16 protein-coding genes are annotated in these 22,007 nt (G+C 43.6%); 2 read left to right on the top strand and 14 right to left on the bottom strand.

Features of this window, described 5'->3' with window-relative positions:
- The 6 genes from IGI94_RS13400 to IGI94_RS13425 form a co-directional block, all read right to left on the bottom strand.
- Nucleotides 1-684 (bottom strand): metal-dependent hydrolase, encoded by a 684-nt coding sequence (locus IGI94_RS13400; RefSeq protein ID WP_086316563.1) that lies wholly within the window; start codon nucleotides 682-684, stop codon nucleotides 1-3.
- A 198-nt stretch (nucleotides 685-882) separates the two neighbouring features.
- Nucleotides 883-2,322 carry an MFS transporter gene (locus IGI94_RS13405; protein ID WP_016612801.1) on the bottom strand — a complete coding sequence of 480 codons (1,440 nt, stop codon included), beginning with the start codon at nucleotides 2,320-2,322 and terminating at the stop codon, nucleotides 883-885.
- Nucleotides 2,323-2,563: 241 nt separating this feature from the next.
- A complete protein-coding gene (locus IGI94_RS13410; RefSeq protein ID WP_005228243.1) occupies nucleotides 2,564-4,246 on the bottom strand; it encodes a ribonuclease J in 1,683 nt (560 codons plus the stop codon).
- A 122-nt stretch (nucleotides 4,247-4,368) separates the two neighbouring features.
- The gene (locus IGI94_RS13415; RefSeq protein WP_005233942.1) at nucleotides 4,369-5,421 is read right to left on the bottom strand and encodes an aspartate-semialdehyde dehydrogenase; all 1,053 of its coding nucleotides are present in this window, start codon (nucleotides 5,419-5,421) and stop codon (nucleotides 4,369-4,371) included.
- Nucleotides 5,422-5,725: 304 nt separating this feature from the next.
- Nucleotides 5,726-7,513: a glycoside hydrolase family 13 protein gene (locus IGI94_RS13420; protein WP_034872136.1), complete on the bottom strand. Its 1,788-nt coding sequence runs from the start codon at nucleotides 7,511-7,513 to the stop codon at nucleotides 5,726-5,728.
- Between the two features lie 160 nt (nucleotides 7,514-7,673).
- Nucleotides 7,674-8,159, bottom strand: coding sequence for a MarR family winged helix-turn-helix transcriptional regulator (locus IGI94_RS13425; RefSeq protein WP_061053279.1), 486 nt, complete (start codon nucleotides 8,157-8,159; stop codon nucleotides 7,674-7,676).
- Nucleotides 8,160-8,297: 138 nt separating this feature from the next.
- Here IGI94_RS13425 and IGI94_RS13430 point away from each other — a divergent pair, with 138 nt between their 5' ends.
- Both IGI94_RS13430 and IGI94_RS13435 read left to right on the top strand, forming a co-directional pair.
- Nucleotides 8,298-10,640 carry an ABC transporter ATP-binding protein/permease gene (locus tag IGI94_RS13430; RefSeq protein ID WP_438899871.1) on the top strand — a complete coding sequence of 781 codons (2,343 nt, stop codon included), beginning with the start codon at nucleotides 8,298-8,300 and terminating at the stop codon, nucleotides 10,638-10,640.
- A 156-nt stretch (nucleotides 10,641-10,796) separates the two neighbouring features.
- A complete protein-coding gene (locus IGI94_RS13435) occupies nucleotides 10,797-12,146 on the top strand; it encodes an Nramp family divalent metal transporter (protein ID WP_008380385.1) in 1,350 nt (449 codons plus the stop codon).
- Nucleotides 12,147-12,188: 42 nt separating this feature from the next.
- On the opposite strand, the gene IGI94_RS13440 is transcribed toward IGI94_RS13435, so the two are convergent.
- The 8 genes from IGI94_RS13440 to IGI94_RS13475 form a co-directional block, all read right to left on the bottom strand.
- Nucleotides 12,189-13,412 (bottom strand): DUF1015 domain-containing protein, encoded by a 1,224-nt coding sequence (locus tag IGI94_RS13440; RefSeq protein WP_429972312.1) that lies wholly within the window; start codon nucleotides 13,410-13,412, stop codon nucleotides 12,189-12,191.
- On the bottom strand, nucleotides 13,412-14,596 hold the full coding sequence (locus IGI94_RS13445; RefSeq protein WP_005233935.1) for a phosphoglycerate dehydrogenase: 1,185 nt from the start codon (nucleotides 14,594-14,596) through the stop codon (nucleotides 13,412-13,414). Before IGI94_RS13445 ends, IGI94_RS13440 begins: the two co-directional genes overlap by 1 nt.
- Nucleotides 14,597-15,676 (bottom strand): 3-phosphoserine/phosphohydroxythreonine transaminase, encoded by a 1,080-nt coding sequence (serC, locus tag IGI94_RS13450; protein ID WP_438899872.1) that lies wholly within the window; start codon nucleotides 15,674-15,676, stop codon nucleotides 14,597-14,599.
- Between the two features lie 125 nt (nucleotides 15,677-15,801).
- Entirely contained in the window at nucleotides 15,802-16,728 is a 927-nt protein-coding gene (locus IGI94_RS13455; RefSeq protein ID WP_034872138.1) for an alpha/beta fold hydrolase, read from the bottom strand.
- Nucleotides 16,729-16,932: 204 nt separating this feature from the next.
- Nucleotides 16,933-18,339: a glycoside hydrolase family 43 protein gene (locus IGI94_RS13460; protein ID WP_196043760.1), complete on the bottom strand. Its 1,407-nt coding sequence runs from the start codon at nucleotides 18,337-18,339 to the stop codon at nucleotides 16,933-16,935.
- 30 nt (nucleotides 18,340-18,369) lie between these two features.
- A complete protein-coding gene (locus IGI94_RS13465) occupies nucleotides 18,370-20,163 on the bottom strand; it encodes a glycoside hydrolase family 2 protein (protein ID WP_196043761.1) in 1,794 nt (597 codons plus the stop codon).
- Nucleotides 20,164-20,181: 18 nt separating this feature from the next.
- Nucleotides 20,182-21,015: a carbohydrate ABC transporter permease gene (locus tag IGI94_RS13470; RefSeq protein WP_042890647.1), complete on the bottom strand. Its 834-nt coding sequence runs from the start codon at nucleotides 21,013-21,015 to the stop codon at nucleotides 20,182-20,184.
- An 11-nt stretch (nucleotides 21,016-21,026) separates the two neighbouring features.
- Nucleotides 21,027-21,902, bottom strand: coding sequence for a carbohydrate ABC transporter permease (locus IGI94_RS13475; RefSeq protein ID WP_016612866.1), 876 nt, complete (start codon nucleotides 21,900-21,902; stop codon nucleotides 21,027-21,029).
- Between the last annotated feature and the right edge of the window lie 105 nt (nucleotides 21,903-22,007).

Genomic DNA, 22,007 nt, shown 5'->3' on the forward strand with positions numbered 1-22,007 from the left:
TTAAACTTCTAATGTCTCACCGACTGCAAGGATCTGGCCCACACCTGCCGGCAATAAATTCACGAAGGTTTGCGGATCTTGCTTGATCATTGGAAACGTATTGTAATGGATCGGTACTACTTTGCTCGCGTTTAAAAGCGCCGCTGCTGTTGCGGCATCTTGAACGCCCATCGTAAAATTATCCCCGATCGGTAAAAATGCCACATCGATGTCGAAACGTTCACCGATCATCGCCATATCGCTAAAGAGTGCAGTATCTCCAGCGTGGTAGATGGTTTTGCCTTCTGCTTCTAAAATGATTCCAACAGGATTGCCCATATAGATCATCGTTCCGTCTTCTTCAAGGCCAGAGCTGTGTTTTGCTTCCACCATTGAGATTTTGCCAAACGGAAACTCAAAAGAACCTCCCATATTCATGCCATGCGTCTCAGCAACGCCTTTGTGGGCTGCATAGCGGCAAATTTCAACGACACTGATCACTGGCGCTTCATTTCTTTTGGCGATCGGCACCATATCCCCAATATGATCACTATGACCATGCGTGATCAAAAGCCAATCGGTTTCCACTGTCTCTGCATCTAAATCAGTCAGAGCATTTCCAGTAATAAAAGGGTCAAACAACAATTTTTGGCCATCCGCTAATTGGATAGCAAGCACTGAGTGTCCGTGATACGTGAGTTTCATACAACATTCCCCTTTCCATCTAAGTAATACAGTCTAATATTTTTCATTATAACAGATAACGCCAGAAATCCAAAAGCACAAATTCTGGCAACTTTAATACATCCGTCCTTTTTCTGGTTCTTGTCAAGAAAAATAAAAAAACTGTTCTACCCTTTCTGAATAAGGAATAGAACAGTTCGACCTGATGACTTCAAGCGATCATAGCGTTTTCTTACGCCCGCCTTGTTTATAGATGCGCCAGACGGTTAAGAATAACGCTGTGATGCAAAGAAGGAACGCACCAAAGAAGGTGATTTTCATGCCATAGGCAAAAATATCTGCCCGACCTGCGATATAGGTCGTCACATGCTTTCCATACGCTTGACTCATTGCTGCATAGAGAATCGTCGTTGCTAAGGATATCCCTAACACCATGCCCAAATTGCGGGCAAAGGAATTTAGACTACCTGCCACCCCAAGATTTTCTTTGGTGACACTGCTCATTACCATCGTATTGTTTGGGGATTGGAACAACGAATTGCCAAGTCCCATGATGGCAGTGGCAACTATATAATACCAAATCGGCGTATCCTGATTCATAAACATATACATCAGCTGAGTGATGGACAGCAACGCTAAGCCAGCTAAGACCAAAATCTCCGGTCCTACACGGTCCGTCAAATACCCGCTAAGTGGTGAACCAATGACCATCATCAAAGGAAAGACCATCATCAGCATTCCTGCCACGCTCGGCGTTAAGCCTCGGGCACTTTGCAAATAAAAGGGAATCACGACATTGACAAAAAAGTTTGCAGAAAAGATCAGCAACGCCGTGATCAGGCTCATGGTGAAAATTTTATTACGAAAGATCCCAAAGGTAATCAGCGGTTTGCTCACACGCGCTTCTACTCGCAAAAAGACGATGAATGCCACTAAAGCGATCCCACCCAACAGCAGCGGCAGCCACGTTAGAAAGCCACGCTCTTGTCCAAGAAAAATGCCGCCGAAGAAGCTGATAATTGCAATTGAAAACAGCACAAACCCAGTTTTATCGATGGAATCATGACTCATGGTAATATCTTTTGGTAACACCTTTTCTCCAGCAATCATCGTCAGAATACCGACAGGAACATTGATCCAAAAAATAAACGGCCAAGAAAAATGCGCCAAAATCACTCCGCCTAATCCAGGACCGGCGATGGAGCCTAACGAAACAAAGGCACCAATCATCCCTAAGGCGCGTCCTCGTTCACTCATAGGAAAAACTTCAGTAATGATTCCGGTATTCGTCGCCATCGTCATGCTAGCACCGATCGCTTGCACCACTCGGGCAAATAAAAGAAATGCTAAGGAGTGATTAAACCCGCATAACAGCGAACCGATAATAAAAATTAGCATTCCCAAGCGGAAAACTTTGATTTTGCCCCAACTGTCCCCTACCTTACCGAATAATAAAAGGCAGGCACAAACGATCATCAAGTAAACGGACACGACCCATTCCGCTTGATTCATAGGGACACCCATATCTGCCGAGATCGTCGGCAATGCGATATTTACGATACTCCCATCCAGTGTTGACATAAAGGTAAACATCGAAACAGCAATGAGAATCCACCACTTTCTCTGTTGTACTACGGGGTTTTCTTGATAACTATTCACAAATCGACCATCCTCTCTTTGCTTATTTTGTTCCTCTAGTCTTAGGGGGACAACTTTGTATTATTGATCGAAATCCATTCGCCGTCAATCCTTATCTGCCCATTCACGATCAAAATAAGGGGCATTTATTGAAAAAACGTCGCCTGTTTCTTGCACAAAAAAAGACAAAAGCTTCGGTGAAAAGAAATCGGCCGTCAAACGGCTATTCTTTCACCTGCTTTTGTCAGTAGGTCAAAACGAATTATTTACGGTTGCGATTTCTTTGGCTTGATTCCATGATGACCGGCAAGATGACTGGACGGCGTTTGGTTTGTTCAAACAAGAAACGACTCAAACGATCACGGATATCTTGTTTCAATTTGCTCCATTCAAACTCTTCATCATGAAGGTGTTTTTCTACGATTTCTTCCACGATCTCGCCACTTTCACGAATCAGGTCACGGCTGGCTTTCACGTATACAAACCCGCGAGAAGTGATTTGAGGCGCAGAAATAATTTTCTTTTCACGACGATTGATCGTCACTACCGCAACGAAGATTCCGTCTTCAGATAAGACTTTGCGGTCTCGCAGGACGATATTCCCAATATCACCGACACCGATCCCATCGATCATGACGTTTTCAGCTGGGACCGCACCTGCGGCGATCATTTCGCCTTTTTTGTATTCTAAAACATCCCCACGCGCAGTAATGAAGATATTTTTCATCGGAATCCCGACTTCTTGCGCCAAGTCCACATGGGCGGCTAATTGGCGGTACTCGCCTTGAATAGGGATAAAGTACTTCGGTTTCATCATATTCAACATCAGCTGCAGATCATTCGGGTTGGCATGACCAGAAACACGGAAATTATCCGAGATCTGTTTCACGGTACCGCCAGCGCGATAGATGATATCTTCCGTTTTCGCAACCACCGTTTCCATTGCCGTTGTCGGCGTCGTTGTGATGTAAACAAGATCTCCTTCTTTGATGCGCAGCGTCCGGTGAGAGCCGTTGGCCATTTTTTGCAACGCTTTGATTGGTTCGCCCATACGACCTGTTTCTAAAATCAACAACTGTTCGTCTGAGTATTTTTTCATTTCTTTTTGGGTGATCAGCAAGTCTTCAGCTGGTAATTTTAATTTCCCTAACTTCATAGCCGTTTTAATGATCCGACCAAAATCTTGCCCGGTCAAAACGACTTTGCGATCAGAACGAAACGCCGCATCTAGTACTTGTTGCACCCGTTGCAAATTGCTAGCAACACTAGCGACAATGATCCGACCTTCCCAGTAACGGATATTGTCATAAACTTCATCTTGGATCGTCAATTCAGAAGCAATCGGCGTTGGATTTTCGGCATTTGAGGACGTACTTAGCAATGCTAAGACTCCTTCTTTTCCAATTTCCGCTAAGCGGCCAAAATCGGTTTGATACATAGGGATCGCTGTTTGGTCAAACTTGAAATCTCCTGTATAAACGATATTGCCAGCTTCTGTTTTTACGCTGATTCCAACAGAATCAGGGATAGAGTGGGTCGTACGGAAAAAGCTGATGGTCGCATGGCCAAAGTCGATCTCCGAATGTTCATCGATCACATGAAAATCTTTGAAGCGCTTGGTAGCTTCATTTTTATTCACGGTCAATTTTGCTAGTTCGATCGTTAACTCGGTCCCAAAGACCGGTACTTGGATATTCTCCAAGAAATAAGGCAATGCACCAATCGCATCTGCATGCCCGTGGGTCAAGAAGACACCAGCCACACGGTCGGCATTTTCTTCTAAATATGTGAAGTCTGGAATCACTGTATCGATCCCTAATAATTCATTTTCTGGATAACGGACACCGCAATCCAGCACAAATATATCCTCGCCAACTTCAGCAATGTACATGTTCTTTCCGTTTTCGCGTACACCGCCAAGAGGAATGATTTTTATCGTTTCCACTTTTATTCACCTCTTAATTTTTTTCTACTGTATTATTTCCCAAGCATAAGCCGTCCCTATTATTATACAACAAAAAAAAGAAAAGCGTGGCATTCACCACACTTTTCTGAAAAACTTATGGTTTACACATGAACTAATCCTTGCTGATGCAGGCTTTCGGCGATTTGAACAGAGTTCCATGCCGCACCTTTCAGCAAATTATCAGAAACGACCCATAAATGCAAGCCGTTTTCGACATCCAAATCTTTGCGAATCCGACCAACAAAGGTTTCCGTTTTGTCCACACTGGTCAAAGCTTGCGGGTACACTTGTTGACTCGGATCATCTTGCAAGACAGCTCCTGGGGCTTCGCTGATCCACTGCCTAACTTCCTCAACACTGGCATGGTCTTTGGTCTCGATATAAATCGACTCCGAATGACCACTAAACACAGGGATTCGCACACACGTAGCTGCTACTTTGATCTGCGCATCTTCCATGATCTTCTTCGTTTCATTGATCATTTTCCACTCTTCGTAAGTATAGTCGTCTTCAGCAAAGACATCGATTTGTGGCAAGGCGTTAAACGCGATTGGGTAGTGCTTTTTATCGCTGCCTGCTGGTAAAATCTCAGGATTTAGTTCATCAGCGGCTTTGCCGGCTAATAGTTCTTGAGATTCACGAGTCAATTCAGCCAATGCTTGTGCGCCAGCACCTGAAACTGCTTGATACGTTGAAACCAAGACCCTCGATAAACCGACTTTTTGACGAATCGGTTCTAATGCCACCATCATTTGAATCGTTGAACAATTCGGATTGGCAATGATTCCTTTATGTTGCGCTAATGCATGAGGATTCACCTCAGGAACGACTAGAGGAACATTCGGATCCATCCGAAAATGACTGGTATTGTCGATTACGACTGCACCGTGTTTGACTGCTTCTGGAGCAAATTGTTTTGAAATGCCACCACCGGCACTGAACAATGCAATATCGACTCCCGCAAAGGAATCTGCGGTCAGCTCTTGAATAACGAGTGGTTCATTTTTGAACACAAGGGTCTTCCCAGCAGAACGTTTGGATGCCAACAACGTTATTTTTTTGATCGGCAACGTGGTCTTCTCCAACATCTCAATCATTTTTGTTCCTACTGCGCCGGTAGCTCCGACAACTGCTATGTGATACCCTGTACTCATCAAATCACTCCTCGAATAAAAATACATTTTTACTAGTTTATCATATCTTGTAAAAAAGAAAAGGCCTTTCGTGGAAAGAAGCGCAAAAAGAAGGCAGAACTATCTAAATTTTCAATCGTTTTCCCCGTTTCAGGAAAAAACTACCTATATTTAAGGGTTATCATTTGTCACATTTAGGTGTTATAGGATATAATACCGACAGAAGGAATTTTGGGGAAGATTCTTTCCAACGTGCATGGGGAAATTAAAAATACCCAAAACATTGAATGAGGCAAGAATTGCATATGCAATTCTTGCCTCATTTTTATGCTTCATTCGATTCTTCGTTATTTACTTTCACGATAGCAAAGCCTTTGTTATCGATGATCATCGTCTCATCTTCCAGTTGGACAAACTGTTCCATCAAAATTGAATCAGGACGAGAGAGTGTAAGTTGGTCCTCGCCAGTGTTGAAAATACCGATGATCCGCTGTGCCCCCAACTCTCGTTCGAAAATGATCAGGCCATCTTCTTCTGAAACCCAGTTCCAACTCAAGGAACCTTCAGATAAGACTTTTTGGTTGTCTTTGCGTAGTTTGATCAATGACTGGGTGAAATGCAGCAAATCACGATCTTGCTTTTCCTCATCCCAAATCATACATTTACGACAATCCGGATCCATATCACCGGTCAAACCAATCTCATCGCCGTAATACAGGCAAGGAACTCCTTGTTGCAGATACGTAAAGGCCATCACTTGGCGCATCAAGTCTTTGTCTCCCCGAGCCAAAGTTAACAAACGCGGGGTATCATGAGAATCCAAAATATTGAACTGCACTTGGTTGGTTTGCTCCCGATACAACATCAGCTGGTTATTTAATTCCGAGACCATTTTCGTCATGGAGATCTCGTCTTTGACAAAATATTCAATAATTGCATCTGTAAAGGCGTAGTTCATCACTGCATGAAACTCGTCGCCTTGTAACCAGCGTTGAGAAGAATGCCAAATTTCCCCAAGGATATAAAAATCATCTTTGGCCTCATCACACACTTGGCGGAATTTTTTCCAGAAGAAGTGACTAACTTCATTAGCCACGTCCAAGCGCCAAGCATCGATATCAAATTCTTCGATCCAATAACGAGCGATCTTCAACAAATAATCTTGCACATCGGGATTTTCCGTATTGAGTTTCGGCATATGCGGCGTAAAGGCAAAAACATCATAGGTGATGTCATAAGCATCTTCAAAGTTTTCCCCTTCTTTGTAGTTGACAGGAAACTCATTGATGTGGAACCAATCAGCAAACGGCGAATCTTTGCCGTTTTTGATGACATCTAGCCATTGATGCGAAGTATCCCCCATATGGTTGAAAACAGCATCCAGCATAACTTTGATGCCGCGTTTGTGACATTCCTCCACTAATCGTTTAAAGGTATCGTTATCACCAAAAGCAGGATCGATGGCCAAATAATCGATGGTATCATACTTGTGATTCGAATATGCCTCAAAAATCGGACAGAAATAAATCCCATTGATTCCTAGATCGACAAGGTAATCCAAATGATCGATGACTCCTTGTAGATCCCCACCGAAAAAGTCTTGGCGATCGGGATTTTTTGAGCCCCATGGCAACACACCTTCAGGATCATTTGATGGGTCCCCATTTGCAAAGCGCTCAGGGAAAATTTGATACCAAACCGTTTCTTTCGCCCACTCGGGAATTTTGAAACGATCGGCTTCTTGGAAGTAAGGCATCCGAAAATAATTGTTGTTCATTTCTAAATATTGCTGTTCAAAGGGGTAGACCCCGTGATCCCCATAGAAGACATGCAACCCATCGTAACTTTCGATGGAAAAGCCGTAAGACAAACGGCGGAATTCTGCTCCGACCGATACTTGCCAATAATCATGCAAGTCCGTGGAAAGAATTTTTTGCATTTCAATTCTTTGTTGGTACCAAGCTTCTTTATACAGTGTGTAAGGATCACCGCAAAGCAGCTGGACATGGCGGACGTCTTGACGGGCGGTACGCAAACGGATATGCATTTTATCCTTCTCGTACAAATACGCAAATTCACTTTCGGGACGATGATAGATGGCAGTAGTATTCATAGCAGACTCCTTTGACTTGTTTGATATACCCATTGTCGCACAAATCAGAAGTCAAAACAAGAGAAAAACGCAATCGGTTGCTTTATCTAATAAATCGATAATATAGGTCAATATGAAATTAATTCAGCAATTAAAAAGCAAACGATTGCTTCACCCTTTTTTAATCAAACGGTGTCTTCTTCTCACATTGATTGCCAGTCCGTAAAATGTCATATTTCCGCAAGATCCCCACTGCCTCCGTCAACGACTGACTCAACTGCTGGATATCTTCCGCAGCCATTTGAGCGGTTTTGGCATTCAAGCGGTCTTCCACTTGTTTTTTCTTTTGGACAAACAACTGCTTCCCAGCTTCTTCCAAATAAACATTGACGTTGCGACGATTGACGCCGTTGGTTTTGCGTACCACAAAGCCAGCCTTTTCCAACCCCGAGATCGAACGACTGATTTGGACTTTTGATGTACCGATTTGCTGGGCCAACTCGGACATCGTAATTCCTTCATTACTAGAGATCACCACGAGTTCCAAGATTTCCATTTTGGTCAATTTTAAATCTTCCAGACCGATTTCTTCAAACAATATGTTTCCCATCAGCGAAAATATCTCCGCAAACACTGCCATATTGAATGTTCCTAACGCTTTTTCCATACTCTCCCTCTTTTCTGTCTTTAGTTTAGTATAAATTATTTGTTTAAACAATGATAATCGTTGATTTTTGTTAACCATTATGATAGCGTGGTTACATAATGAAAATAATCGTGAAAACGGCAAGAAAAGAGTGACCCCATGTTAGAATTAAAAGATATCAAGAAGTATTATACAGTTGGCGCCAGTACTACGAAAGCCCTCGACGGCGTCACCGTCGCCTTTCGTAAACAAGAGTTTGTTGCCATTTTAGGGCCAAGCGGCTCTGGGAAAACAACCATGTTGAACGTGATCGGCGGCTTAGATAATTACGACTCTGGTGATATGATCATCAATGGCAAATCAACCAAGTCCTTTAAAGACCGCGACTGGGATGCCTATCGGAACAATTCGATCGGCTTTGTCTTCCAAAGCTACAATTTGATCAGTCATTTAGGCATCATCGACAACGTCGAGCTTGGAATGACCTTGAGCGGTGTGTCAAAAGAAGAAAAACGCGCCAAAGCAACCGATGCTTTGACGCGTGTGGGCTTAGCTGAGCATATGCACAAAAAACCAAATCAGCTTTCTGGTGGTCAAATGCAGCGGGTAGCGATCGCTCGTGCCTTAGCAAATGATCCTGATATCCTCCTTTGTGATGAACCTACAGGTGCCTTAGATTCAGAGACAAGTGTCCAAATCATGGAACTGATCCAAGAACTATCAAAAGAAAAATTGGTCATCATGGTTACTCATAATCCTGAATTGGCCCACAAATACGCTGGACGGATCATTGAATTCAAAGACGGACGAATCATTAAAGATTCGAACCCCCATGTTGAAGGACAAAAGAAAGACCAATTCGAATTAAAGCACACAAAAATGAGTTTTATGACGGCCTTACGTTTGTCGTTTAACAATATCCGAACCAAAAAAGGGCGCACCTTCTTGACAGCCTTTGCTTCTAGTATCGGAATCATCGGAATCGCCATTGTTTTGTCACTATCAACGGGATTCCAAAAACAAATCGACAATACCCAGTCAGAAACATTAGCTCGTTTTCCGATCACGATCTCACAAGTGGCCACTGAACAAGATCCATCAGCGATGGGTACGCGGGATAAATCTGAAGATTTCCCTTCAGATAAAGAGGTCACTGCCAAATTAAGTGATACGGATCGTGCAACTCATATCAACAAAATCGATCAAGAGTTTCTCGATTACATCAACGACATTGATCCTGAGTTAAGTAACAATATCGGCTACACTCGTTCAACTTCATTGAATCTTTTCCGCAAGATCGATGACAATGTGGAACAAGTCAGCTTCTCCAATGCATCACCTGACAATGAACAGACCAATGCCATGATGTCTGCCATGAGTGCCTCCACCGGGATTGGGGTTTCGACTTTCCCCGAGCAGTTATCAGAGGATAACGGCAATTTCTTAAAAGACAACTACGACCTTTTAGAAGGCAGCTACCCAAGTGCTAGCACAGATGTCGTTTTGATCGTCGATGAAAACAACGTAACGAATGTCAATGCATTGATCAATCTCGGTTTTGACATTGAAGATGGCGACAAGGTGTCCTTCGACGATATCGTGGGAACAAAAATCACATTGGCGTCTAATGATGCCTTTTACACCGAATTGCCGACTGGAAACTTCATTCCAAACCAAGATTTAAATGAAGTTTTCGATAACAGCAACAACAAAGAATTAACGATCAGCGGAATCTTACGTATCAAGCAAAACTCTACGATGAACTTGCTGTCAACCGGTATTGCCTACAGTGATGCCCTCGCGCAAGAAGTGATCAAAGAAAACCAAGACTCAGCGATCGTCCAAGCCCAAAAAGACAGCGACACCAACGTGATGACGAATGAACCCGTTGACGAAAGTGCTAAAGATTCATTGATCGCTTATCTTGGCGGCAGTGATTTACCAAACAGCATTATGATCTATCCAAATGATTTCAGTGCCAAAGAAAAAATCCTTGATTACTTGGATGACTTCAACAAAGGCAAAGACAAAGAAGACCAAATCGTTTATTCCGATTTAGCCGGTACGATGACTCAATTGACTGGCGGCTTGATGGATGCGATCACCTATGTCTTGATCGCTTTTGCAGGAATCTCCTTGGTAACCAGCATGATCATGATCGGTATCATCACTTATACCTCTGTACTAGAACGCACGAAAGAAATTGGGGTCTTAAAAGCATTAGGTGCTCGTAAAAAAGACATCACCCGCGTCTTCGATGCCGAAACCTGTATTTTAGGGATCGCTTCAGGAGCTTTAGGTGTCCTCATTGCTTGGTTAGCCACATTCCCGATCAACGCAATCTTATATAGTATGACTGATCTCGAAAATGTTGCTCAATTAAATCCGGTCCACGGCCTGATCTTGATTGCCGTCAGCACCGTTCTAACCATGATCGGCGGCCACATTCCAGCTCGAATGGCAGCGAAAAAAGATGCAGCGATCGCTTTACGCGCCGACTAATTTTATAAGAAAACCTAACAGGCAGCAGCCATCCCCTTGGCTGCTGTTTTTTTGTCCTTCCTTCTGACTTCCAAAAGGTTTCTCTTGAAAAATCCATAAATGAGGAATACAATAGATTTGTTTTTAGGTATACCTAAAAAGATAGGGTGTGAAACGATGAATGAAGAAAAAAAATTGATCCAAGCGGCCAACGGTCCTAGCTTGGAAGAAATAAATAATACAGTTGCCATCCCAAAAAACGGCAGCTTTTGGCGCAATCTCTTAGCGTTCTCTGGTCCTGGGGCATTGGTAGCCGTGGGCTATATGGACCCAGGAAACTGGATCACCTCGATCGGAGGCGGTGCTGAATATGGCTATCTCTTACTTTCTGTGATCTTGATTTCCAGTTTGATCGCTATGCTACTGCAATACATGGCAGCCAAGCTAGGGATCGTGACCCAGATGGACCTTGCGCAAGCAACTCGTAAACACACCAGCAAAGGTTTAGGCTTTGTCTTGTGGATCGTCACCGAATTGGCTATCATGGCAACGGATATCGCGGAAGTGATCGGAGGAGCGATCGCTCTCAATCTACTATTCGGCTTACCGTTATTAGTTGGGGTCATCTTAACGATTTTCGATGTATTGCTTCTGCTCTTTTTAATGAAACTAGGTTTCCGTAAAATCGAAGCGATCGTCATGACACTGATTTTGGTCATTATGCTGGTCTTTTGTTACGAAGTCATTATTGCTCAACCGGATCTACCGGCTGTCTTGCAAGGCTTTATTCCCCAAAAACAAGTCTTGAACCATGGGCAGCTGACAATGGCATTGGGGATCGTTGGTGCGACTGTGATGCCCCATAATCTCTATCTGCATTCTTCGATCTCCCAGTCACGAAAAATCGATCGCAGCGATACTCAAGAAGTGGCAACGGCCGTGCGGTTCGCTACTTGGGATTCCAATATCCAATTATCCGCTGCGTTTTTGGTCAATTGCCTGCTTTTGATCTTAGGAAGCGCCTTGTTCTTTGGTCATAGCGAAGAAGTCGGCACCTTCTCCGCGCTGTTCAATGCATTGCAAGATTCCTCCATTGCTGGTGCTGTCGCCAGTCCAGTCTTGAGCGTTCTGTTTGCCGTAGCGCTCTTGGCATCCGGTCAAAATTCAACGATCACTGGGACACTGACAGGCCAAGTCGTGATGGAAGGATTTATCCATATGAAGATCCCTACTTGGGCGCGACGTCTGATCACCCGTGGCTTATCGGTGATCCCCGTCTTGCTTTGTACAATTTACTTTGGCGGCAACGAACAAGCTCTGGACGATCTGCTGATCTATTCGCAAGTCTTTTTAAGCATCGCCTTACCCGTTTCGATGATTCCGCTGGTTCTTTTTACCAGCTCAAAAAAAATCATGGGGGAACGCTTCAAGAATCCGCTATGGGTCTCTACCTTAGGCTGGATTTGTGCCATTGCACTGACGGTCTTGAATGTCCGCTTGATCATCGAAACACTCGGCAACTTCTAATATCGAAAAAAGCTTACGAGGTAGCCTCGTAAGCTTTTTTGGTTAATTCGTTTCTAAATCATGTAAAAACAGACCGCTCAACAGTTTTGGTTCAAACCAAGTTGATTTTGGCGGCATGATTTCTCCCGCATCGGCTACTGCCAAAAGATCGGCCATTTGCGTTGGATACATGGAAAAAGCCAATGTCCATTCTCCGCTATCCACCAAACGTTCCAATTCTTCTGGACCACGAATCCCGCCGACAAAATCAATGCGTTTGTCTGTCCGCACATCTTGGATCGCGAAAATATCAGCCAGCACGTATTGTTGTAAAAGCGACACATCCAGCTGTCCTACCGCATCTTGCGGCACAGCTTCCGGTTTGATGGTCAACTCCCACCACGCATGGTTTAGGTACAGATGAATCGAACCACGTTGCGCTGGTTTCTTCCTTGTAGTTTCTTGAATCGTAAAATGCTGGGCTGCCTGCTCAAAAAAGGTTTCTGGCACCGGTACCCGCAAGACCCGATTGTATTCCCAAATCGCTAATTCATTTTCTGGGAATAAGATTGCTAAAAAGCGGTCGCTTTCTTGGCTGCTTTGGCCATCGGCTCGCTTTTGCAAGCCAACTTTAACTGCTGACTCTGTACGGTGATGTCCATCCGCAATATAGAGGGCATCTACAGCTTGAAACTGCTGGGCAAAAGAGGCGACTAGCGCTGGATCATCGATCAGCCAAACACGATGCTGCACCTCATGATAGCTGACAAAATCATAGATCGGCGCATGCTCTGCTTGCCACGCATCGATCGCTTCTTTGACTGCTGCTGGTTGGCGATAGCTCAAGAAAATCGGACTTGTATTGGCATCACATGCCAGAATATGATTGATCCGATCGATTTCTTTTTCTGGACGGGTAAACTCGTGTTTCTTGATTTTCCCAGCGACATAATCATCGATCGAGGTACAGGCGACAAGCCCAGTTTGACTTCTGCCAGCCATCGTCAATTCATACAAATAATATGCGGGCGCCGTTTCTTGAATCAACCAGCCTTCTTCTTGAAAAGATGCAAGATTTTCAGCCGCTTTTTGATACACCTGTGGATCATAAGGATCGATTCCTGGCAAGTCGATCTCCGAACGGTCGATGTGGAAATAGCTGTAAGGATTGCCTTGCGCAAACGCTGCGGCTTCTTGTGAATTGACCACGTCATAAGGCAGCTCGGCCACTTTTTCTGCCAATGAGGCTTCTGGACGAATGGCTTTAAACGGAAATACTTGAACCATTAATACCCAACCTCCTGATTTTTGATGACCCGTACACGAACGATATTTTCGTTCTCCCGCAGTTTATCGGCTAATTGATTCAACAATGCCTCATCTTCAGAAGCGACATCTGCTAGGGTGTAAGCAAAGTCTTCCCGTCCACGATTCAGCATATTGTCGATATTAATCCCAGATTCCGCAATGATCGACGAAATCTGACCTAACATATTCGGTACATTGCGATTGATGATCGTCAGACGATAAGGCGAATGAAAAGCCATCTCAACGGTTGGAAAATTCACCGAGCGCTTGATGGTCCCGAATTCCAAGAATTTTTTCAATGTTCGGGCTGCCATCTTGGCACAGTTGACTTCAGCTTCTTCTGTTGAGGCACCTAAATGCGGCAAGACGAGTACTTTTTCATTGTGCAGCAATTGTTCATCCGCAAAATCAGTCGTATAGCCAGCTAAACGGTCGGCTTTTAACGCACGTAAAACGGCATCTGTATCGACGATTTCTTTACGAGAAAAGTTGAATAGCTTCGTTGTTGGTTTCATTTTCGCAAGTTCGGCTTCCCCGACGAGATGATGCGTGTTTTCCATTAGCGGCACATGAACCGTAATAAAATCACAGGTTGAAAAGACTTCCGCAATATCATTGGCACGCTTGACCCGACGAGAGATCGTCCAAGCAGTATCCACTGACACGTAAGGATCATAACCGACTACTTCCATCCCTAGACGATAAGCATCGTTGGCAACCATCGCTCCAATAGAACCAAGGCCGATGATTCCTAACTTTTTACCTTCTAACTCTGTTCCAGCAAATTGACTTTTTTGTGCTTCTGCTTGTTCTTCCACATTATCACCGTTCAAGGTTTGGACCCATTGGGCACCTCGTAAAATCGGGCGGACACTTAAGAGCAGACTAGCAATCACTAATTCTTTGACCGCATTGGCATTGGCACCGGGTGTATTAAAGACGACGATCCCTTTTTCAGTACATGCTTTGACGGGAATGTTGTTGGTCCCAGCCCCTGCACGAGCAATACCTAAGACACTTTCAGGAAAAGCGTAATCGTGCAATTTCTGGCTGCGCAGCAAAATCCCTTGCGGTTGGTCGCTCTCGTTGATGGCATACTTTTCTTTTTCTAAACGCTGTAATCCTTCTGGTGCGATCGCATTGAATGTTTTGATTTGGAACATTTATTTGACCTCCGCTTCAAATGATTTCATAAAGTCGACTAACGCTTGAACGCCAGCTAATGGAAAGGCATTGTACAAGCTTGCTCGCATTCCTCCAACGGAACGATGCCCTTTCAAGTTCTCAAAACCAGCTTTGACAGCTTCTTCATTGAAGCGCTGATCTAATGCTTTATCCCCTGTTACAAAAGGAATATTCGTTAGTGAACGGCTATCAACAGCCACAGGACTACTGTAAAGAGCAGAGGCTTCGATCGTTTCGTATAAAAACGCCGCTTTTTGGCGGTCTTGTTCTAAAATTGCAGGAATGCCGCCTAATTCTTCCAACCATTCAAACACCAATTTAGCAATATAGATAGCATACGTTGGTGGTGTATTGTACAATGAGTCATTTTTAGCCTGTAGACGATAATCCAGCATTGGAGCGAAAACAGCATCATCATTGAGTAAATCTTCTCGGATGATCACTACCGTCAACCCTGCAGGACCAATATTCTTTTGGGCCCCAGCATAAATCACACCGAAGTCTTCTACGCGATAGTCATTGGCTAAAATATTTGAGGACATGTCTGCTACGATCGGCACATTGCCAGCCTGCGGAATCGTTTGAAAGGCCGTCCCTTCAATGGTATTGTTCGTGGTGATATGCAAATAAGCCGCTTCTTGATCGATCGCATCTTCTGAAATTTCTGGAATATAAGTAAAGTTTTGATCCTCACTAGAGGCAATGACTTCCACCGTCACGTTTCCAAGCGCTTTTGCTGCTTCAATAGCTTTCTTCGACCAAGAACCGGTATTTACGTATAAGGCTTTTTTGTTTTGTGCAAGATTCAAAGGGATCATACTGAATTGGAGACTCGCGCCGCCTTGTAAAAACAGTACCTGATAGTTTTCAGGAATCCCCATTAATTTTCGTAAAAGTGCTTCTGCATCTTTAATGATTGCTTCAAACAAGGAGGACCGATGACTCAGCTCCATAACGGACATCCCACTTCCGCGGTAATTCAAAAGTTCGGATTGTGCTTTCTCCAATACGGGACGGGGCAATACGGCAGGACCAGCTGAAAAGTTATAAACTGTCATACAAAAAATCTCTCCTTTATGTTAGATGTGAAAATCATTATAACAGATAGCCGAAAATGAAAAAAGCCTTAAAAGAGAAAATAATTTTGAATTTTCAGAAAAGACTACCAATTTCTTAACGTTCGTCATTTCGGCATTTTTTCAAATAGCCAGCGAGAAATTTCATTGTAAACGATCTCGCGGTTGCGCTCATTCAAAATCTCATGACGGCCATGTTCGAGCAAATACATCGTCACGTCAGCATTTTGCTTCAGTTGCTGAGCCAATTGGCGGACGCTTTTGCCATAGTGCCCAACAGGATCGTCTCCACCTGAAATCAGCAGCAGCGGCAATTCTGAATCAATCTTGCGCAGTTGATCCGGATCACTGGCAGCTTGTGTCAATGTAAAGAGATCCTTGTAAGCTGCTAAAGAAAAATGAAATTGGGTGTAAGGGTCCTTCAAATAGCGATCCACTTGCTGCGGATCACTGGTCAACCAATCTTTGGCGGTCCGATTGGGACGAAAACGCCGGTTGTGCTGGCCAAAAACTAGCTGTTCCATTACGTGATAAGGCCATTGCTGAGCGGCAAACGGCCGCAACAAGTTCGTGACGAGTTTGCCTCCTTGCATCAGCACGGCTTTTTCCATCGTGGTGCCCATGATGATCGCTCCTGTCAATGGATGTGGCTGACTAAACAAATAATTCCGCAAAACCAGCGATCCCATACTGTGACCTAAGATAAAGTATGGCCTGTCTGGATAGCAAGCAGCGGCGTACTGATGGACTATTGCCACATCTGCCACTAAATGTTTGGCGCCCTCTTTTTCACCAAAATGCCCATAAGCCTGTGTGTCCTTCACGGATTGCCCATGCCCTAAGTGATCATGACCGACCACCGCATAGCCTTGTGCAGTTAAACATTCCGCAAACTCATGGTAACGTTCAATGTGCTCAATCATTCCGTGGACGATTTGCACGACTGCTTTTGGCTGTTCTTCTGGCAGCCACGTTTTGACAAAAAGCTGATCCTTCCCATTTGATGAAGTCAGCTTTTCTTGATTCATCCTCATAGTTTGCACCTCTTTTGCTTTTTCTTTTCCCTCCGCCAAATAAAACGGTCGTTTTCTTTATTATACATGGAATTTTAGGCTATGGCGGTAGGAGTTGGGAATTTGCGAGGATAAAAAACTCCTGCCACATTGTCTAGAGACAAAGTAGCAGGAGTCAAACGATCATTCCCCATCGCTTGGATTGGAAAACTTCCTCACTATTTTTTATTTGAATTTGACGATTTCTAAACGATCAATACTTAGCGTATCCACCCCAATCTCAGACGAAAGGGTGATTTCCTGCGCCCCTTTCGGTAACTTCATGCGGACTTGTAGCGGTTGATAATATTCGGAAGGATAGACATCCACCACGTGGTTTGCTTGTTTCGTTTCAATCCTGACCTGAATTGGGTCATTCAAGGAGAGATAATCAGTGGTTTTGACATAGGCAATCACCAGAAATTCGTCTGCTTCTTCAATCTGCGGGGCAAAGATAATTTTGTCAGTCGTTGATTCAAAGCCTTGGACGACTTTCTTAGAGAGTGCTGCCTCATCTTCGACAAGCACTAAATCGCCCTCCAGCAAAGCACGGCTAGCAGTTAATCGCAGTCGATTGGGCTCAGCTTTTGGCAACGCTTGAACATGCCATTCATCCAAAGGAGCTTCCATTAGAATTTTATCCTCTTGATCCCAACCAAACTTTTGTAAGCGGATCGAACGGTTCCAGCCCGAATGATCCCACCGAGCAGCATGATAAATCAGCCAGTCTTCAGAACCATCTTTTGATTTAGCAAATCCATTATGACCAGGTCCATAGACAGTGTTTGTCTGTTGGAAAATCGGCGCTGGTTCCTTTTGCCAGTTCGCTCTTTCTAGCGGATCATCAGCCACATCTAGGGTCATAAGACCAAGAGCGTAATCATTGTCCCAGCTTCCACTGGCAGAGTATACCAAATTGACTGTTTCGTCTTTGATCATCACTTGAGGGGCTTCATTGATCAATGGTGTTTGCCGCATTTCCCATTCATATTCTGGTTCTGAGATAAGTCGTTTCTCCCCAATCACTTCCGTAGGGGAGGCCATTTCCGCTAAATAAAGATTTTGCGCAACATTTTCATACCCTTTCCAGCCCGACCAAAGGAAATAGCGTTTGTCATTGATCTCTAAGACTGTTCCATCAATCGCAAATTTATCATCCATCCCTTTGATCTCTTCCAATTGCCACTCACCCATGTATGGATCTTTTTGATGATTGACTAATGCGTACATACGATGCGTTTCTGAAGGACGATTAGCCGCGAAATACATCACCCAGCGATCATCTAAGTAATGAAGTTCAGGTGCCCAGATACTTTCAAATTCTGCTGGCATTTCCCAGATGATCTTTTTTTCACCAGCAGCAACGTGAGAGAGGTTTTCAGCACGCCAAAGCGTTAAATTATTCCCAGTCGTTTTGGTATAATAAAAGAACGCTTCCGTTTGCAAGATCCAAGGATCTGCCCCATCATTATCGATAATTGAAGTAAAATCGGTCACTTCTTCCCCTGGATCAGTTCCAGCGCTACAACCGGTTATCATAAGCGCAGCAATCAAGATACTTACTCCACTGAGCCAAGCTGCTGATTTCCCCATCGGACATCGCCCCTTTCCTTACCAATCATTTTATTCTACCTGCGGTGGATGAAACTGCTCATTGATCTCTTTAATTGCTGCCAAATCAACTTTTGGTTGGCGATCATAGGTCAGTAACCCATTGATTTCTTGTTCGACATCTGTCAACTGAGTGTAGCAATAGCCCCAGAGTCCGACAGAGTCATAAACAGCCACCATGATTCGCTGATAATCCTTCAAGAAATCTTGTTGATTTTCCACTGAGGTATAGCCCCAACCGGGTTGCCCCGAAACATCGAAGCCAATACCACCAAACTCGGTCAATAAAATAGGCTGATCCTGATAAGAAAATCCTCCAGCGAAAATCGGCCACGGGGTCGATACTCGACTCACCAATTTTTCTCTCGTGCTGAGACTGTCTTTGAAGTATAGATATTTTTGCCGTTCGGATTCTTGCCCATGCGCATAATTATGAATCGCACAAATATCGGTCTCCGTCATCGCCCAACCATCATTTGAAATAACCAACCGTTGCTGGTCTAACGAATGGATAAAGTGATACATCGCTTGAGAAAAATGCTGTTGCTGACGATCAAATGAGATTTTTGGCACACCCCAGCTCTCGTTGATTGGGACCCAAGTAACGATCGAAGGATGACTATAATCCCGAGTAATGATTTCTGCCCACTCTTGCATCAAGCGCGTTACCGAAAGATCTGTATAGATTGCCGGCGCCGCACACTCTCCCCAAACAAGAAATCCTAATTTATCTGCCCAGTATAAAAAGCGTGGGTCTTCTGTTTTTTGGTGTTTCCGGCAACCGTTAAATCCCATTTCTTTGGCCAATGAGATGTCTTGTTTAAAGTCCTCATCTGTTGGTGCAGTTAACAAGCCGTTCGGCCAATAGCCTTGATCGAGAACCAACTTCTGGTAGTAAGGCTTGTTATTTAAGTAAATCATACCGTTTTCTGTATGTATTTTACGCATACCAAAATAACTTTTTAGCTGATCGATGGCCTTCCCTGCTTCTCTAAGAGTCAATTCTACATCAAATAATTGCGGTTTTTCAGGTGTCCAAGACCAGCCTTCGTGGTGAAAATTCGTCCGAAAAATTTCTTGCTGGAAAATATCAACCGCCAAACTCAACTTAGAAGTGATAAAGTCTGCCTTTCCGCTGGTAACTAAAGCACCTTTAAAATAGATTTGATATTCTAAGACTACTTGTGGCTGTAACTGATTCAGTTCTACATCGATCTTAACGGCGCCAGCATCAAAATCACTCGTAAATTTCACCTGTTGCAGATGGGTTTCGGCAACTACTTCAAGCCAGACTGGCTGCCAGATCCCTGTTGAGTTTGTGTACCAGATTCCTGCTGATTCTTCTTCCCAAAATTGTTTCCCCCGTGGAATGCTTTCATCAAAATGTGGATCAAATGCTCGCACACTTAGTATTTGCTCTTGTCCAGATACTAAAGCATCCGTGATGTCTATATCAAAAGAGGTATGCCCTCCGCAATGATTTTTCACATGATTGCCATTGACAAACACATCTGCTTCATAGTCCACCGCCCCAAAATGCAAAAGGACACGACTTTTTTCAAGGACTTGCACATTGAAGGTCCGATAATACCATACAACGTCGTGCACTTCTCGATGATCAATGCCGCTCAATGCACTTTGATAGACAAAGGGAACATTGATCTTGTACGGATAGTTTGCTTCATTTGTGTACCACTTTTCTTTTAAACCAAGATTTTGGTCATCAAAGGCAAATTGCCATTCACCATTTAAGCTTAACCAATTCTCTCTCTCAAATTGCGGTCTCGGGTATTCTTCTCTACTCATATTTCCTCCAAAAACAAATTATTTTATGCCACTTTGCAACGACATTGACGCCATAAAGCTTTTTTGCGCCACCAAATACAATAAAAAGGTAGGGATCAAAGCCAAGATTGCTCCGGCAGTTCCAATTCCCGGATAGGTCATGTATTGCCCTTGTAGCAACTGCAGCCCCGGTGTAATCGGTAATTTATCAATATCGTTTATCACGATCGATGGCCACAAGAAGTCATTCCATGAGCCAGTAAAACTAAATAACGCAACCACCGTCAATACAGGTTTGATCAGTGGTAAGATAATATGATAAAAGATTTGAAACTCGTTGGCCCCATCGATCACAGCCGATTCATCCAATTCTTTAGGAATCCCTAAAATGAACTGCCGAACGAGGAAAATGTTATAAACACCTGCAGCCCCAGGAACGATGACTGCCAGAAATGTATTGGTCCAACCTAACGTATCAACGATTTTAAAATTCGGGATCAAATTGACCACCCCGGGAAACATCATCGTTCCTAACAATAGGGCAAAAATCAAATCTCTCCCCTTAAAGGTGAGTCGTGTATAGCCATAGGCTGCAAACGAGACGATCACCATAACCAACAGCGTATGTGAAGTTGAAATAATCATTGAATTCACAAACCAGCGGAACACAGGAGAAGAATCATTGCCTTGTAACAAGCCCAAAAAGTTAGCCAGCGTCCAATCTTGTGGAATCAAACTGAACCCAACCTTTTGAATCTCTGCCTCCGATTTAAACGAGGTAAAAATTGCCCATATCAAAGGAAAGAGCCAAATCACACAGACGATTGCTAGCAAAATAAAGGCAATTCTTTTCCCTAGCTTGTTTTCTCGCATCTTCTTCCCTCCTATCTTTCCATTTTTTTGATGACCATAAATTGCACAATCGAAACTGCCATGATTACAAAACCTAGTAAAATAGCCATCGCTGAAGAAATCCCTGCAACCGAGGTACTACTACCAAAAGCATTTTCTTGGATGTACATCATCAACACGCGAGTAGAATTGTTGGGTCCGCCACCCGTCAACATTAGTGGCTGACCATAAATATTAAACTGAGCGATGGTCGTCATGACCGTGGTAAAAACAAGCTGGTTGCGAATACTCGGCAAAGAAATACGGAAAAATTTCGTTATACTATTTGCACCATCTAATTCTGCTGCTTCTAACTGCTCTTTAGAGACGCCATTTAATGCAGCAACATAAATAATTAGATTCCCACCTAATGTCCACCAAATCGTCACGATCAAAATAGCGATCCATGCCCATGGTTGCGTGCCTACAAAATTGATGTCGATACCGAATACTTCTTTGATTGGCCCAAAAGATTTGCTCAAAAGGAACCCCCAAATAATCATGACGGCAGAGATTGCAAATAATGTTGGCAGGTAGAGAATCGATTGAAAAAAACGCATCATTTTTGGTTTAGCAGATAATGCAACCGCTAGTAACAAGGGAATTACAATACATAACGGAACGGAGATTGCCGCAAAAAACAGCGTATTTTTCATTCCATTAAAAAATTGCGTATGATACAACGAGTCTTGATCAAACAAAATCGTTTGAAAATTATCAAACCCGACAAAAATCGGTGTACTGAACAGATCCCATTCAGTAAAAGAAACATAGATCCCAATCACTGCAGGAACTAAAAAGAATAAAAGAAAAAGGAGCATATGCGGACCAATAAAAACGATTGGCCAGCCATTTAACCTTTTTTTCATCAATACCCATCCTTCCTTGTATTTCTAGTGCAGCTCTCAACAAGAAACAACTGTGACAGCCCTTTAAGCCTATCAGAATTCCTCCCCTATCAAAAAATGGACTGA

The organism is Enterococcus sp. AZ149 (assembly GCF_051714285.1).
Taxonomy (GTDB): domain Bacteria; phylum Bacillota; class Bacilli; order Lactobacillales; family Enterococcaceae; genus Enterococcus_D; species Enterococcus_D entomosocium.